Genomic DNA, 15,254 nt, shown 5'->3' with positions numbered 1-15,254 from the left:
CGGTCACGGTCAGGCACGCTGGCAAACGACGACGGAGTTCGTCGTGAAAGCGTTGGCCTCGCCCAGCGTCATTGCGGGCGCAGCGTAGCAATCCAGGACCGCCATCCGCGGATGCGGTCTGGATTGCGTCGTCGCTGCGCTCCTCGCAATGACGGAGGAGGCAGGACCGTCCTACAACACGTTCTTCGCCCCCGGAATCTGCCTGAGCACCCAGGTCGCGCCCCAGCTCAGCAGCATGCTGCCGACAAAGGCGATCGTCGCCTTGGCGATGGCTGGCAGGCCGAAGTCGAACAGCCAGTACTGGATCCACAGCACGATCGGATAGTGCACCAGGAACATGCCATAGGCATCGGCCTGCATGCGATCGAGCACGGAGAATTCCGAGCGGCGGTTGTTCAGGAAGTAGGACAGGATCGCAAACAGGATCGCGGCGCTGAAGATGACGAACAAGAAGCCATAGGCCGCCTCGTACCATTGCGGCAACACGGGCGGATTGCCCAGCACTTGGCGCTTGATCGTGATGAGCACCCAGAGCAGCGCATAGGGCACGAGCGTGACCACGATCCAGGCCCCGAGTCCGCGCTGCGACATCTGCCCTTCTGCGGCCAGCAGGCCGCGTTCGAAATTGGCCGAGCCGATGCCAGCCCCGACGTAGAAATAGGCGGCGTAGAGCAAGACGCGGCTGGCCTGCACCGAGAGCGGCCCTGCCTCGAACCACAACGTCGGGCCGAAATAGAGCCGGGACGGGATGTAGAGCCCGCCCGTGATCAGCAGGAAGACGAAGAAGAAGTCGCGCGGATGCTCGAAGGCGCGCTGCGACAGCCGATTGATCGGATCCAGCAGGCGGGGCGAGACGCGGTACAAAAGGGCTGCCGAGGTGTCGAACGCCAGCAGCACCCAGATGAACCAGATCGGCCCGCTCGGCCATGGGCCGACCGTGACCGTCTTCCACCAGAAGGAAGCGAAGCGGGCGTCGGGATTGGCGCGCAGCTCGATCGCGTAATAGGCAAGCGGAATGACGGTCAGGGCCGCGATGGCGAAGGGCAGGCCAAGGCGCAATAGCCGGTCACGCAGGAACTGCAGCGTCGACTTGTGGGCAAGGCCCGACCACACGAACAGGCCCGACAGAAAGAAGAACATGGCCATGAAGAAGCTGTCGGTGGCCAGCACGATGGCGTCGAAACCGAGGAAGGACGTCGGATCGGTGTGCCCGAAATAGGTATAGGGAATCACGGCGTGGTGGAGCAGCACCACCAGCGTCAGGAATGTCCGGGCGTGATCGAGCGCGGCGTTGCGTGCCCGAGCGCGCGGGCGGGCCTGAAGCTCGACCTTTGCGGCCGCCGCCGATTGTGTAACCGATATGACCATACGCCCCCCGGCGTCGCTGCTGCCCGGCCCGTGCAGCGGATGTGACGTTCGCATCCCCCTTCGCCGCGGGGCGTCATGCAAACGTCGTCCAAGGCTGCGCGAGCTGGAATGAGTGGATGAGCTCGTGTGACCCTCTGGCACCGCCATTCGCTGGAGTCGCCCAAAAGCGAGCGAATGACGGCGCCGGACTACCAGATGTCGTCGTTGGTGCTGCAAATCAGCAAGTGCCGCGGTCCGCAAGCCGGTTTCTCACACACTCTGCCGATTTCCGCTCCGGATATCCTTACGAACCGACGACCTACGAAGTTACGGCCGGGACTGTCGTGGGTTGCGCATTTCTTCGGCACCGGGACCGATGGCCGAAGGAACCGGTTCCCCGCGTCATCGTTAGTGAGGCGCCGCGCCGGCGCGGCGCAGAACCGGAGGACCATACCGTGACTATTCTCAAATGGGCGCTGCTGTTCTTCGTGATCTCGGTGGTGGCCGGTATTCTCGGCTTCACCGGCATCTCGGCAGCTTCCGCCGACATTGCGCGGATCCTGTTCTATATCTTCCTGGTGATCTTCCTCGTGCTGCTGATTCTCGGGCTTACGATTTTCAGAGTGTAGCACGCCATCAGGTCAGTGACCGAAACGACCGCCGCGCCGGTATGGGCCTCGTGCCGGCCGCGCGGCGGGCTGTCACCGCAGTTCAATCAGCTGCGACCTCCTCGATCCGTACCTTGTCCGGATAGAACGCCAGGTGGCCCGAGATCTCGGTCATCGCCGGGAAGGGCGCCTCGTAGCTCCAGATCGCATTGTCCAATGTCTTGCCGTTGGCGATGACGCTGAAATAGCTCGCATCCCCCTTGTACGGACAATGGGTGACACGATCAGTCTTGTGCAAGGCCGCCATGTTGGCGTCGGCCCGCGGCACGTATTGAACCGCGGGGTAGCTCGCTTCCTTGAGCGTCAACGCGCGGGTGGTGTCGGCAATCACGACGCCGTCGGCGATCACCCGTACGCGTTTCGGATTGGGGGTGACGGTGATCGGATGATCCGGTCCTGGAAGCTTCATGTCGTCGTCCTCGCGATTCGGCCATTTGGGTGCGTCACCCAGTCCGACGCATCTCGTCTGGTCCCGGTATATAGTGGTTCCGCGCGTGACCTCGAAAGCGGTTCGCGCTAGATTTCACTATCACGGTCCCGCGAGAACGCCTTGATTCGCCGCGCTCCGCGGGCCACTGATGGGAGCTGCAGCCAAGCCGCGGGCCCTGCGGGCTACATCGTCCACGGGATGCGGCGCCTGCCCGACACAAGGAGATGCACCGGGATGCCCATGGATGCCCACGATATCGAGCAGATGATCAAGTCTGCCATCCCTGATGCACAGGTGACGATTCGCGATCTCGCTGGCGACGGCGACCATTACGCCGCGACGGTGATCTCGGAATCGTTCCGCGGCAAATCCCGCGTTCAGCAGCATCAGCTCGTCTATCAATCGCTGCGCGGCCAGATGGGTGACGTGCTGCATGCTCTGGCCCTGCAGACCGGGGTGCCGGACCAGCGCTGACTGCTTAGGGGGAGATCGCTCATCCGGGGGAGATGGCGGTGGACAATCCGCGTGGTGCGCTGTTTCGCGTCATCGAGCCGAACCGGCACAGCCGGGTCACGTTCGTCGAGCTGTTCTTCGATCTCGTCTTCGTCTACGCGGTCACGCAGATCTCGCATTATCTGATCGGCCATTTTTCGCCGCTCGGCGCCGCCCAGACGGCCGTTCTGTTTCTCGCGGTCTGGTGGGTATGGGTCTACACCGCCTGGGTTACCAACTGGCTCGATCCAGAGAAGGCGCTGGTCCGAGGTCTCTTGTTCGCGCTGATGCTGGCGGGCCTCGTTCTGTCGATGTCGATCCCGCGGGCGTTCGAGGACCGCGGCCTGTGGTTCGCCATGGCCTACGCCGCCATGCAGGTCGGCCGGACCGCGTTCTGGCTGACCGCGACGCCGCCGCAGCGATCTGCCGTCCGCCGCAACGCCGCCCGCATTCTCTCCTGGCTCAGTGCCTCCGCCGTGCTCTGGCTGCTCGGCGGCCTTGCCGAGGGCCCGGCACGGATGGGGCTGTGGGGGGCGGCGCTCACCCTGGAATATGCGTCGCCGGCCGTCCGCTTCTGGGTCCCCGGGCTGGGTGCCTCCACCGTCGAGGACTGGATGGTCGAAGGCGGCCACATGGCGGAGCGCTGTGCGCTGTTCATCATCATCGCGCTCGGCGAATCCATCGTCGTCACCGGCGCGACCTTTGCCGAGCTCGACTGGACCGGAGCCAACATTGCCGCTTTCGCCAGCGCCTTCATCGGCACGGTGGCGATGTGGGCGGTGTATTTCAACCGCGGCGCTGAGGCGGGATCGGAAGTGATTTCGCAGTCGGCCCAATCCGGGCTGATGGCGCGCTCGGCCTACACTTACTTGCACATGCCGATCGTCGCCGGCATCATCGTGTCGGCGGTGTCGGACGAGATCGTCCTGAAGCACCCGCTCGGGCATACCGACCTGAATACGGCGGCGACGACGATCGGCGGTCCGTTCGTGTTTCTGCTCGGGACCATCCTCTTCAAGTTCAACATCCGCGGCTTCCTGCAGTTGTCGCACGGCGCCGGACTGCTCGCGCTGATCGGGCTCGGCTGGTTCGCGACCGAACTGTCGCCTCTCGTGCTTTCGGCGCTGACGAGCGCGCTACTGGCGATCGTCGCGCTGTGGGAGACGCTGTCGTTGCGGTCGAAGCCGGAGCCTCACGCCTCGGCGACGAGCGCCTGAACCGAGAACATCTTCTCGGCATCCGTCCACACGGTCTGGACTTTCCAGCCGGATCCGCGGGCCAGCGCGCCGAAGCGCGCGATGCTGTATTTGTAGCTGTTCTCGGTGTGGATGCTCTCGCCGGCCCGGAACGAGATGGTGGTGCCGAGTAGCCGCACCGTTTGCGCCTTCCGCGCCACCAGATGCATCTCGATGCGGTGCTGCTCGCGATTGTAGATCGCGCGGTGGACGAAGGCGGACAGGTCGAAATTGCCGCCGAGTTCGCGGTTGATCCGCAGCAGCAGGTTGAGATTGAAGCGCGCGGTCACGCCGGCCGCGTCGTTGTAGGCGGCGTGCAGCACACGTTCGTCCTTCTCCAGGTCGACGCCGACGATCATCCGCGCGCCGGTCCCCAAGATCTCGCGTGCCGAGCGCAGGAAGCGGCACGCCTCATGCGGCTCGAAATTGCCGATCGTCGATCCCGGAAAGAAGCCGACCTTCGGCTTGCCTTCGATGGCGTCAGGTAGTTTGAACGCCGTCGTGAAGTCGGCGACGACCGGGTGCACGGCGAGCTGCGGGAAGTCGCGGCGCAGGCTGTCGGCCTGTGCGGTCAGGAACTCGCCGGAAATATCGACCGGCACGTAGGCCGCGAAGCGGCAGCTTTCCAGCAGCAGCCGCACCTTGGTGGTGGCGCCGGCGCCGAACTCGACCAGGGCGGCATCGTCGGGAATGACTGCCGCGATCTCGGCGCCGCGATCCCTCAAGATGCCGAGCTCGGTCCGCGTCGGATAGTACTCCGGCAGGCGCGTGATCTGCTCGAACAGATCGGATCCGGCGGCATCGTAGAAATATTTCGGCGATAGCTGCTTGGGCTGCTGGGCGAGGCCTGCGACGGCGTCCGTCGCAAAGGCCGACGTCTTGTCGTCGGGGAGATGGGCGTCGAGCAGCGCGTTGACGTGCACGTTCATGATACTCTCCTGGACGCGCACACACGCGCGACTGTCGGGCAACGAATGCTGATAGCTCAGGTGTAGTCGGCGAGCCGGAGCCCGGTGAATTGCCAGCGATGATGCGGATAGAAGAAGTTGCGATAGGTGACACGGCTGTGGCCCACCGGCGTCGCGAGCGATGAGCCGCGCAGCACCAGTTGATTGACCATGAACTTGCCGTTGTACTCGCCGAGCGCACCCTCCATGGCACGATAGCCGGGATAGGGACTGTAGGCGCTGCGGGTCCACTGCCAGACAATGCCGAAGGCATCGTTGAGCTGGTTGCCGCGCGCGGCGACCTCCCATTCCATCTCGGTCGGCAGATGCTTGCCGCGCCAGCGGGCAAAGGCGTCAGCTTCGTAGTAGCTGACGTGGCACGCCGGAGCAGCGGGATCGACCGGCCGCAGTCCGCCCAGCGTCATGATGCGCCATTCGCCCTCGACCTTGTACCAATGCCCGGGAGCCTGCCAGCCCTCGCGGCTGGCGGTGGCGAAGCCGTCCATGAGCCAGAGTGTGGCGGTCCGGTAGCCGCCGTCATCCATGAAGGCGAGCCACTCGGCATTGGTGACGAGATTGCGCGCGATGCCCACCGGCCCGACCAGCGCGCGATGGGCCGGCTCCTCATTGTCGAAATGGTAACCATCGCCGGCGTGCCCAACGGTATGGATGCCCTCGGGGAGGTGAACCCAATCCTCGCCCGTTTCCGTGGGGGCAGGGAAGGTCCAGGAAGGATCGTAGGCCGGGGCCGTCGGGTTCTGCGCGAACGCATGCAGGATATCGGTCAGCATCAGCTCCTGATGCTGCTGCTCATGGTTGAGGCCCACCTCCACGAGCGGCGCCACCGCGGTCAATGTGGCGGTATCGGCGCTGCCCAGGAAGTCCACCATCGCCGCATCGACATGCCGCCGATATGCCGTGACCTCGGCCACGCCCGGGCGAGTGATCAAGCCGCGCTCGCCCCGCGTGTGGCGCGGGCCGGCACTGACGTAATAGGAATTGAACAGGAACGCGTAGTCGGCGTGAAAAGGGGTATATCCTCGGCAGTGCTCGCCCAGCACGAACTGCTCGAAAAACCAGGTCGTATGGGCGCGATGCCACTTGGCAGGACTGGCGTCCGGCATCGACTGGATGACCTGATCCTCCGGGCTCAGCGGCGCCGCGCGCCGCTCGGTCTCGCCCCGGACGGCGAGGTACGCCTCGGTCAGGCGCCCGGCGAGGGAGCCGGACCTGCTCTGAAGCGCATCAGTAACGGGGATCGGGGCCGTAGCGGAGGCAGAACTGGTCACGAGGGTCTCCGTTTGCCAGCAGAAAACGATGTTCGACGGAACAAGTTCCTTTCGACAGTTCGTCCTAAATAGGGGCTTGGTTACGGGATGAAACCCTCGTGCCGGCTATAATATTGCTGCCGTCAGCCTATGGTCCGGCCGGGGCCTGGGTCGCCGGCCGATCCTCGGCATTTTACTTTGGTTGAACAACGGTTTGCGCTACATATAGAGAAGTGACGGTCGGCTGCGGACGAAATCCGTCCGGTGGCGATCAGCGCGCACCGAGCCCCAGGCGTTCCTTGAGGCGCCCTAGAGGAAGCGAAGATGAGCATTGAGCAATTCATTGACAATGAAGTGAAGTCGAACGACGTCGTCCTGTTCATGAAGGGGACGCCGCAGTTTCCGCAGTGCGGATTTTCCGGCCAGGTCGTGCAGATCCTGGACCATGTCGGCGTCGGCTATAAGGGCCTCAACGTTCTCGAATCCGCCGAGCTGCGCAACGGCATCAAGACGTTCTCGAACTGGCCGACGATTCCGCAGCTCTATGTGAAGGGCGAGTTCGTCGGCGGCTGCGATATCGTGCGCGAGATGTTCCAGAGCGGCGAGCTGCAGCAGCTGTTCACCGACAAGGGCATCCCGGTCGGGACGGCGGCCTCTGTCTGAGCTATCCGGCTGAGCTATCCGGTCCGAAAGGTCGGCGCGACCCGATTCGAGGTCATCGTCGCCGACATCACCAAGCTCGGCGTTGACGCCATCGTCAACGCCGCGAACTCGTCTCTGCTCGGTGGTGGAGGCGTCGACGGTGCGATCCACCGTGCGGCGGGACCGGACCTCGTCATGGAGTGCCGCATGCTCCATGGCTGCAGGACCGGCGAGGCCAAGATCACCAAAGGCTACCGGCTGCCGGCCCGCCACGTGATCCACACCGTTGGCCCGGTCTGGCAGGGCGGCGACCGCGGCGAGCCGGAGCTGCTGGCCTCGTGCTACCGGCGCTCGATCGAGCTGTGTCACAAGCATCGTTTGGACTCGGTCGCGTTCCCCGCGATCTCGACGGGCATCTTCCGCTTCCCTGCGGATCGTGCGGCATCGATAGCGGTCGCCACTTCGATCGAGACCATCAGCGCGGAGACGTCGCTGTCGCAGATCGTGTTCTGCTGCTTTTCCGATGCGAGTGCCGAGTTGCACGATGAGGCGTTGAGCCGGGCCGTCGAGAGCCGCGCTCGCAAGGGATCGCCGCGCTGACAGCGGCGTGCCCTGTGCGGCATTAGGTCTGCCGGGCGCGCGTGCGATGATCCTCATGCCCTGCGTACGATCTCCCTGACGTGGCCGATCGTCTCTTCGATCATGGCGGCTGTCACGTCGAGATGGGTGCAGGCGCGGATGCGGCCGTCCATCATCGCCAGCAGCACGCCGCGCTTGCGCAATTCACTCACCATCGTCTCGCCGGACACGCCGGCGCCGTCCGGCTTGAAGAACACCAGATTGGTCTCCGGCTCCTGGATCTCGACACCCTGGATCTGCGACAGCCCGCGTGCCAGCGCCCGCGCATTGGCGTGATCCTCGGCGAGCCGGTCGACGTGATGATCGAGCGCATGGATGCAGGCCGCGGCGACCACGCCGGCCTGGCGCATCGCGCCGCCGAGCCGCTGCTTCCAGCGCCACACCTCGTCGATGAAGGCGGCACTGCCGGCGAGCACGCCGCCGATCGGCGCGCCCAGCCCCTTGGAGAAATCGATCCAGGCCGAATCCCAGCCCGCGGTCATCTCGGCAGCGGGAATGCCGGTGGCAACCGTCGCGTTGAGCAGCCTTGCGCCGTCCATATGCGTCGCCATGCCGTTCGCCTTGGCGATCTCGGCGATCTCGTCGAGCGCAGCCTTCTTCCAGATCGTGCCGCCGCCGATATTGGCGGTCTGCTCGACACTGACGACGGTCTGCGGCGGCTGGTAGCGCGAGCGCGGATGCAGCGCGGCGCGGAACGTCTCCGGCGTGAACTGCCCGTCGGGCCCCTTCAGCTGCGTCACCTGGAAACCGCCGAGCGCCGCATGCGCGCCGCCCTCGCGCGAGATGATGTGCGCGGTCTCGTGTGCCAGGATCTCGTCGCCTGGGCGGCAATGCACCAGCGTTGCCGCGACATTGCACATCGTGCCCGACGGCATCAGCACCGCGGCCTCCTTGCCGAGCAGCGCGGCGACGCGGCCGCACAATTCATGCACGGTCGGATCGTCGCCGATCTGCTCGTCGCCGACCTCGGCCCGCGCGATGGCCTCGCGCATCGCGGCTGTCGGGCGGGTCTGCGTGTCCGACAACAGATTGACGCGCACGGGCGGCGCCTTGGGATCACGCGCGGGCGGGGTGTAATACATCGGCGGTCCTCGTTCGGCTTATCACGACCCGGACCTTACCCAACTCGCATCGCCCCCGCAAAACGCCTCCTCGATTACGCCGCGCGCGGCGGGTTGAGCCAGATGTCCGGCCGCCGCAACGGCTTGCTCTCGATCGGCTCGGCGACCAGCGGCGGCGCCTCGGTGCAATCGAACACCCAGGGTTCGAGCGGGCTCTGCCGCGACGGTGAAAGAAGCAGCGCGGCGCCCGGGCGTTGCCGCTTGATGTTCCAGCCCATGTTCACCGCGGCCCAGCCGACCAGCATGGTGTGCCATTCGTCGGCGAGCTCGCGCGAGTCGTCGAAACAGTGGAGGAGCTCGAGCGCGTAGGGATCGTGGCGAAGCTGCGCATCGGCGAAGGTGAGCCCGGTCCCGACATGGCGGATCACATGGGCTGTCGCATCGGACTGGACGTGCCAGCAGGAGCGTTCGAGGAGGTCGAAGACCGTCGAGGGATAGAGGCCGTCGTTGAAGCGGTAGCGGACGCCGGAGGTCCGTGCGCGTAACGGCGGAGCGCTGAGCGGCGGCGCCCGCAACGGCGGCAGAGGCGGGGCACCGACCGCATCGGTCGGCAACGCACCGAAGATGATATTGCGCCTGTTGAACTCCATGGCGAACGCCCCGCTACTTTACAACTGCAGACAGTGAATCACGGGACGGAGTAGCTGTCAGCCCAGGTTGGGGCGAATTCGTGGCAGGTGTGGCATTCGGGAATCGGTTCGCCCCATCCGAAAACAAGCCCAAAAAGAAAAGGCCCCGGCGCGTGCCAGGGCCTTCGGATTATCAGATGGGACCGGACCGCGGTCCGGTCAAGCTCAGCGCGAGTAGAACTCGACGATCAGATGCGGCTCCATCTGCACCGCGAACGGCACGTCCGACAGCGCGGGGATGCGGATGAACTTCGCGGTCATCTTGGAGTGATCGGCCTCGATGTAGTCGGGCACGTCACGCTCGGCGAGCTGGGTCGCTTCCAGCACCACGGCGAGCTGCTTCGAGGCTTCCTTGACCTCGATCACGTCGCCCGGCTTGACCTGGTAGCTCGCGATGTTGACCTTGCGGCCGTTCACCTTGATGTGGCCGTGGTTGATGAACTGGCGCGCCGCGAACATGGTCGAGACGAACTTGGCGCGGAAAACCACCGTGTCGAGACGGCGCTCGAGAATGCCGATCAGGTTCTCGCCGGTGTCGCCCTTGAGACGGCCGGCCTCGACATAGATGCCGTGGAACTGGCGCTCAGAGATGTTGGCGTAATAGCCCTTCAGCTTCTGCTTGGCGCGCAGCTGCACGCCGAAGTCCGAGAGCTTGCCCTTGCGGCGCTGGCCGTGCTGGCCGGGGCCGTATTCGCGGCGGTTGACGGGGCTCTTCGGGCGGCCCCAGATGTTCTGGCCCATGCGGCGATCGATCTTGTACTTCGCCTCACTGCGCTTAGTCATCGCGTCCTCTTCGATCAAGTTAGGGTTTGAGGAAACGCGCCCTCCTGTGTGTCCGGGAAATCCGGTCCACCGACAGGCCCCTCCCCAAAGCATGAAGGGAGAAGGCCACGGGTCGCGAAACGCAACGCGGGCCGAAAGCGGCCCGCGAGCAGGGCGGTTCTTAAGCGAGAAACCGCTGCCTTGTCAAACCGCAACCGCCCCTTTGCCGGCAAATCACGCCTGTGGCCCGCTCAGGACGGTCATTTTCTGTCGCGCCGCCTCGCATCCCAGGTCGGCCTCCGCCGGCCCGCGCCCGGGAACCGGGCGGGCCCGCAGCTCGGCCGCGATCTCGCCATTCAGCACCTGCTCGAGCCGGATCGCCGTCCTGGCGATCATGGCGCCGTCGGTAACCCGGTGATCCCAGCGGATCAGGATGGGAATCGTCTGGTCCGGCCCGACGACGTCGTAATTGATGATGAACGGTCCCGGGCTCAGGGCAAGGAGCTGGCCGCCGCCGCAGGCCGCGACGCTGGTGACGGAGAAATTGCCGAACCAGTTGGCGCGCTGGCGGCCGAAATTCAGCCCGACCCACCAGGCGAACCGGCGCAGTGGCAACGGCAGCCGGGTCGCCCGCATGATCTTGCGGAACATAGCGACGTCCCCGACCGGCGCCTCCTTGCCCTGCCGGATCACCGCGTCGATCTCGGCCAGCGACATGTCCTCCGGCCCGGAGACGCGCTGCGGCAGCACGCAATCCTCGCCATTCTCGACCCGGGCAATGGTGACGGTGGCGACGCTGCGCGGCAGCTCGTAGAGGCAGCGCCGCGGCCACCCGGTGTAGAGCGTGCGCAGGACCGGCTCGTCGCGGGCGACCAGGGCGAACGCCTTGACGAAGAGCGCGGCGAAACCGGGCGGGCGGACGGCCGCGGCGCGGGCCTCCAGCAGCGGCCCGATCTGGATCGTCCGGGCTAGCGACACGAACGGTACGCCGCGCGAGGCGTGCATCAGATCGATGATCAGACGGCGGTGCAGCGAAATCGGCCTGGTGGTTCCGCGCATCCTGAACCTGTCGCTCCCGTTCGTTCTGCTTGGCCTGGTCCGGCTCCCCGGCGGCGGCTGCTGTTAACACCGCAGGCCGGGTTACGGAAGCGCCGTTCGAGGGCGCCGGCGAGGCGAGCGGCTTGGCCTCAGACCCCGAGGACGGCCGGCGACAGGCCGAAAATCGTCTTCTTCCTCATGGTCTTCTCCCGCAAAGTTGTTTTTCGTTTGAAACATGAAGCGCGGCTCGAAACGGCGCGAATCAGCGCTTGATCCCCTCGAAGCTCGCGGCGATGCCGCGCTGGAACAAGGACCAGTCGAAGCCGAGCGCCAGCGCCACGTAACCGCGTTCGATCATCGCATTGGCCTGATCGGCCGAGCGCGCGGCGCCGCCGATCGGCACGCCTGATCTGAGGATGCCGGCCTCGGCGCGGGCGATCAGGGATTTCACTTCGGGATCATCGAGCTGGCCGCGCTTGTTGATCGAGGTGGCGAGATCGCCCGGGCCGATCACCGCGATGTCGATGCCGGGCGTGGCCATGATCTCGTCGATCCGCTCGACCGCCTCGACATGCTCGATCGTGACCATGCAGACCATGTCGTCGTCGGCGGTGGCCATGTAGTCGGCCATCGACACGTTCCAGCGGAAGGGGGCGTGGAACGGACCCCACAGGCGGTCGCCGCGCGGCGGATAGCGCACGCTGCGCACGGCCTTCTCGGCGTCCGCGCGGCTGGAAATCATCGGGAAGTTGATGCCGAGCGCGCCGAGGTCCATCGGCGCCTTGGCGAGATGCGGCTCGTTGGCGGCGATGCGCACCAGCGGCACGCAGGGCGTGCCTGCGGTGGCCATGATCATCGCGTGCGCGGTGGAGAGATCGATCGGCCCATGCTCGAGGTCGACGATGATCCAGTCGAGCGACTGCGCCATGATGCGCACGGTCTGGATGCTCGGGATGGTGGCGATGGCGCCGAACGTAGGCCTCTTGTCGCGCCAGGCCTGCTTGAGGCGGTTGAGCGGTTTGGGCGCTGCGGCCATCGGCGGTCTCCGTCAGGCCGGGACGCGGCCGCCGAAATAGGGCGTGAGCGCGCGGCCGAGCTGATGTGGCTTGTTCGAGGTGAAGATCATGGTGGCGCCGCCATCGTCGGGGCCGCCAGCCGGGGGGCCCAGCAGGTCGACGACACGGCGCGCGATGGCGGGCGCGGGATCTATCCAGGTCACCGGCCAGGGCGCCAGGCGTTCGAGCCGATCGAGCAGCAGCGGATAATGCGTGCAGGCGAGCACGACGGTGTCGGTCCGGCCCGCGGGATCGGCGGCGTCGCCCACGAAGCAAGGCGCGATCTCGGCGGCAATGGCCGCGTCGCTGACCTGGGTTCCGCTGAGCGCGGCCTCCGCCAGTGACGCGAGTTCCGGCGAGCCGACCAGCGTGACGGCGCAGCCCCGCGCGAAGTCGCGGATGAGGGCGTGGGTGTATTCGCGCTGCACCGTCGCCTTGGTGCCGAGCACGGAGACGCGCTTCGTCAGGGATTGCGCGCAGGCCGGCTTGATCGCCGGCACGGTGCCGACGAACGGCGTCGCGTAGGCCGCGCGCAGCGGCGCCAGCGTCTGCACCGAGGCGGTGTTGCAGGCGATCACGACGAGGTCCGGCTCGTGCGCGGCGATCAGCTCGCCCATCAGCGGCACCACGCGGGCGATCAGCGCCGCCTCGCTGTGATGGCCGTACGGAAAGAACGCGTCGTCGGCGACATAGACGTAGTGGGCATCGGGCCGCGCCCGCACCACCTCGCGCAGCACGGACAGGCCGCCGAGGCCTGAGTCGAAGACGAGAATCGTAGGGCGATGGGTCACGCGGCGAGTCTACCGGATCGGGGAGGCGGATTCAGTCGGTTTTTCTGCGGGATTTGGCGGGAGTGAGGCGCTTGGGTGTGTTCGGGCAGCGGGGGCGAAGGTTCAAAGCTGCGCATTGGGGCCACGGTGGCTGTCAAAATCTCAGTGTCATCCGGCGAACGCCGGGATCCATAACCACCGGCGGGGTTGGGCGTGCGAGCTGGACGCTCCAGCGTGCGTCACACGACCGCTGCGGAGTATGGTCCCGGGGGCGGCGCCGCGCCAACGCTGACGCGTTGCCGCAGCTTGCCCGGGACGACAGTGGAGACGCAGGCGTCATTGCGAGGAGCGTAGCGACGAAGCAATCCAGAGTCGTCGCGGGACTCTGGATTGCTTCGCTTCGCTCGCAATGACGCCGAGACATGAAGAGCGTGAAACATGCGCTCTCATCCTCGCGCCCGCTTTCGCGTCCGAGTTTTGCTCGTCTGATCGCCCTCTCGAGAATGAGGGCGCGGGAAAGGCCGGGTGCCGGTCGCACCCATGGCCCGCCTGCGAAAAAAATGCAGGCGGCAGGAACCACAGGTACGGGCCGGATCATCCCGGCCTTCCCCGCGCAATGGTTTGAACGGCTTATACGTGATCTCCCCGGGGATCGGCTTTCTTGCCCCCGTCGCCAGCGCGCTCGTCGAACTCGCAGCGCCAGCTTGGCATCAGCACCGGGATGCCAGGACCACACGACTTCGCCGTACGCATCGGATCGTTCGTCGGCATGATCGCTCACGCTGCAACCCGACACGCCCACCGCATCCCGCACCCAACGCTCGTGACGATCGCGAAACGCCCCTCAAGTGAGGCGGGACGGCGCGGATCATAGCATGCAATTCCGAAAAACAGAAGAAGAATCTTCGAGGCCGCCGGCCGAAACCGTGATCCCCTTGTAACGATTTGGCAAACCTGATTTTTGCTGCCGGCAATCTCGCCTTGCTCGGATGGGCGGAGGATGTTTCCTCCCAGGCTGGGAGGAGCCTGCGATGATGGGGCAAGCGCTGGTCGAACTCGACCGCACCGTGACCGAGGCCGAGCGCCGCCGCGTCGCGCAGGGCCTGATGCAGGCGCGGCTCGATGTCGCCCGGCTCGGCGTGCTGCGCGACAGCTTCGCCGATCTCGCCGAGCTGCGGCCGCTGGTGGTGCCGCAAGGCGCCACGCCCAACGACGTCGCGCGCATCCGCGCCGCGCTGCAGGCGCAAGCCGCCGAACAGCTGTCGAAGCTCGCCTCCAACCTGCAGCAGATCGCGCAGAAGCGCGCCGAGGCGCAGTCGATCGAGGCCGCGATCGCCAAGATCGACGCCACCTTGCCGTTCCTGCAGGAGACCGCCGACATCCGCCGCAACGCCAAGGAGATCCAGTACGGCAACCAGATCGCCTTCATCGATGCGCAGTCGCGGCTGATCGATCAGCAGAGCGAGCGCGTCGTTCAGACGCGGCGCTTGGCCGAGATCGAGGCCGCGCGATTGGCGCTGGAACAGCAACTGGCGCAGACCCGCTCGGGCTTCGAGCGCCAGGTGCTGTCCGATCTCACTGATGCCGAGAAGAAGACCGACGAGCTGACGCAGGACCTCGTCAAGGCCGAGCGCAAGGTCGCCGAGCAGGTGCTGCGCGCCCCGATCGACGGCACCGTGCAGCAGCTCGCGCTGCACACCGTCGGCGGCGTCGTCACACCGGCGCAACAACTGATGCTCATCGTGCCTGCCGACAGTCAGCTCGAGACTGAGGTCATGATCGCCAACCGCGACATCGGCTTCGTCAATATCGGCCAGCCGGCCGAGATCAAGATCGACACCTTCAACTTCACCCGCTACGGCCTCGTCCACGGCAAGGTACTGAGCGTCTCGCAGGACTCCATCGTCCGCGAGAAGCCGGCCGACAAGCAGAACGGCGGCAAGTTGGCTGGCGCGCTCGCCGAGACCAGCGAGCCGGCGGGGCAGGAGTTCATCTACTCGGCGCGGGTGTCGCTGGACGAGAAGCAGATGCAGGTCGAGGATAAGATGGTGGCGCTGGCGCCAGGCATGGCGGTGACGGTGGAGATCAAGACGGGGACACGGCGGATCATCGAGTATGTGATGTCGCCGCGCTTGAGGTATCGGCACGAGAGCTTGAGGGAACGATGACCGTCTTGATCGACCTCCTTTCGCGTCATTCACCGCGAATGCA

The 15,254-nt window shown here is 65.8% G+C and carries 16 protein-coding genes; 6 read left to right on the top strand and 10 right to left on the bottom strand.

Annotation, left to right across the window (positions count from 1 at the left end; genetic code table 11):
* Positions 1-171: 171 nt before the first annotated feature.
* A complete protein-coding gene (locus QX094_RS31860) occupies positions 172-1,368 on the bottom strand; it encodes an acyltransferase (protein ID WP_315714836.1) in 1,197 nt (398 codons plus the stop codon).
* A 434-nt stretch (positions 1,369-1,802) separates the two neighbouring features.
* Between QX094_RS31860 and QX094_RS31855 the strand changes: the two genes are divergently transcribed.
* Positions 1,803-1,976: a DUF1328 domain-containing protein gene (locus QX094_RS31855; protein WP_012045337.1), complete on the top strand. Its 174-nt coding sequence runs from the start codon at positions 1,803-1,805 to the stop codon at positions 1,974-1,976.
* 82 nt (positions 1,977-2,058) lie between these two features.
* On the opposite strand, the gene QX094_RS31850 is transcribed toward QX094_RS31855, so the two are convergent.
* Positions 2,059-2,424, bottom strand: a complete 366-nt coding sequence (locus QX094_RS31850) for a DUF427 domain-containing protein (RefSeq protein ID WP_315714835.1) — start codon at positions 2,422-2,424, stop codon at positions 2,059-2,061.
* 255 nt (positions 2,425-2,679) lie between these two features.
* On the opposite strand from QX094_RS31850, the gene QX094_RS31845 reads away from it, so the two are divergent.
* Both QX094_RS31845 and QX094_RS31840 read left to right on the top strand, forming a co-directional pair.
* Positions 2,680-2,919, top strand: a complete 240-nt coding sequence (locus tag QX094_RS31845) for a BolA family transcriptional regulator (protein WP_315714834.1) — start codon at positions 2,680-2,682, stop codon at positions 2,917-2,919.
* Between the two features lie 32 nt (positions 2,920-2,951).
* The gene (locus tag QX094_RS31840) at positions 2,952-4,154 is read left to right on the top strand and encodes a low temperature requirement protein A (protein WP_316175511.1); all 1,203 of its coding nucleotides are present in this window, start codon (positions 2,952-2,954) and stop codon (positions 4,152-4,154) included.
* Here QX094_RS31840 and egtD read toward each other — a convergent pair.
* Entirely contained in the window at positions 4,130-5,101 is a 972-nt protein-coding gene (egtD, locus tag QX094_RS31835) for an L-histidine N(alpha)-methyltransferase (protein WP_316175512.1), read from the bottom strand. The two genes, QX094_RS31840 and egtD, sit on opposite strands and share 25 nt — an antisense overlap.
* A 56-nt stretch (positions 5,102-5,157) precedes the next feature.
* On the bottom strand, positions 5,158-6,408 hold the full coding sequence (gene egtB / locus QX094_RS31830; RefSeq protein WP_316175513.1) for an ergothioneine biosynthesis protein EgtB: 1,251 nt from the start codon (positions 6,406-6,408) through the stop codon (positions 5,158-5,160).
* Between the two features lie 303 nt (positions 6,409-6,711).
* Between egtB and grxD the strand changes: the two genes are divergently transcribed.
* Positions 6,712-7,050, top strand: a complete 339-nt coding sequence (gene grxD / locus QX094_RS31825) for a Grx4 family monothiol glutaredoxin (protein WP_315714830.1) — start codon at positions 6,712-6,714, stop codon at positions 7,048-7,050.
* Positions 7,051-7,059: 9 nt separating this feature from the next.
* Positions 7,060-7,629: an O-acetyl-ADP-ribose deacetylase gene (locus QX094_RS31820; RefSeq protein WP_315714989.1), complete on the top strand. Its 570-nt coding sequence runs from the start codon at positions 7,060-7,062 to the stop codon at positions 7,627-7,629.
* Positions 7,630-7,682: 53 nt separating this feature from the next.
* Here QX094_RS31820 and QX094_RS31815 read toward each other — a convergent pair whose 3' ends face one another.
* From QX094_RS31815 to murI, 6 genes are all read right to left on the bottom strand, one after another.
* On the bottom strand, positions 7,683-8,750 hold the full coding sequence (locus QX094_RS31815) for a threonine aldolase family protein (RefSeq protein ID WP_315714829.1): 1,068 nt from the start codon (positions 8,748-8,750) through the stop codon (positions 7,683-7,685).
* A gap of 74 nt (positions 8,751-8,824) precedes the next feature.
* Positions 8,825-9,379, bottom strand: a complete 555-nt coding sequence (locus tag QX094_RS31810) for a hypothetical protein (protein WP_315714828.1) — start codon at positions 9,377-9,379, stop codon at positions 8,825-8,827.
* A 204-nt stretch (positions 9,380-9,583) separates the two neighbouring features.
* Positions 9,584-10,201, bottom strand: a complete 618-nt coding sequence (gene rpsD, locus QX094_RS31805; protein WP_011925811.1) for a 30S ribosomal protein S4 — start codon at positions 10,199-10,201, stop codon at positions 9,584-9,586.
* A gap of 213 nt (positions 10,202-10,414) precedes the next feature.
* A complete protein-coding gene (locus QX094_RS31800; RefSeq protein ID WP_316170316.1) occupies positions 10,415-11,239 on the bottom strand; it encodes an acyltransferase in 825 nt (274 codons plus the stop codon).
* A gap of 241 nt (positions 11,240-11,480) precedes the next feature.
* A complete protein-coding gene (locus QX094_RS31795) occupies positions 11,481-12,254 on the bottom strand; it encodes an HpcH/HpaI aldolase family protein (RefSeq protein WP_316170315.1) in 774 nt (257 codons plus the stop codon).
* Between the two features lie 12 nt (positions 12,255-12,266).
* Positions 12,267-13,064 (bottom strand): glutamate racemase, encoded by a 798-nt coding sequence (murI, locus tag QX094_RS31790; protein WP_315714825.1) that lies wholly within the window; start codon positions 13,062-13,064, stop codon positions 12,267-12,269.
* Between the two features lie 1,010 nt (positions 13,065-14,074).
* On the opposite strand from murI, the gene QX094_RS31785 reads away from it, so the two are divergent.
* Positions 14,075-15,211, top strand: a complete 1,137-nt coding sequence (locus tag QX094_RS31785) for an HlyD family type I secretion periplasmic adaptor subunit (RefSeq protein WP_315749317.1) — start codon at positions 14,075-14,077, stop codon at positions 15,209-15,211.
* Positions 15,212-15,254 lie beyond the last annotated feature (43 nt).

The organism is Bradyrhizobium sp. SZCCHNS1050 (genome assembly GCF_032484785.1).
Classification (GTDB): domain Bacteria; phylum Pseudomonadota; class Alphaproteobacteria; order Rhizobiales; family Xanthobacteraceae; genus Bradyrhizobium.
This window is presented reverse-complemented; position numbering and strand designations above follow the sequence as displayed.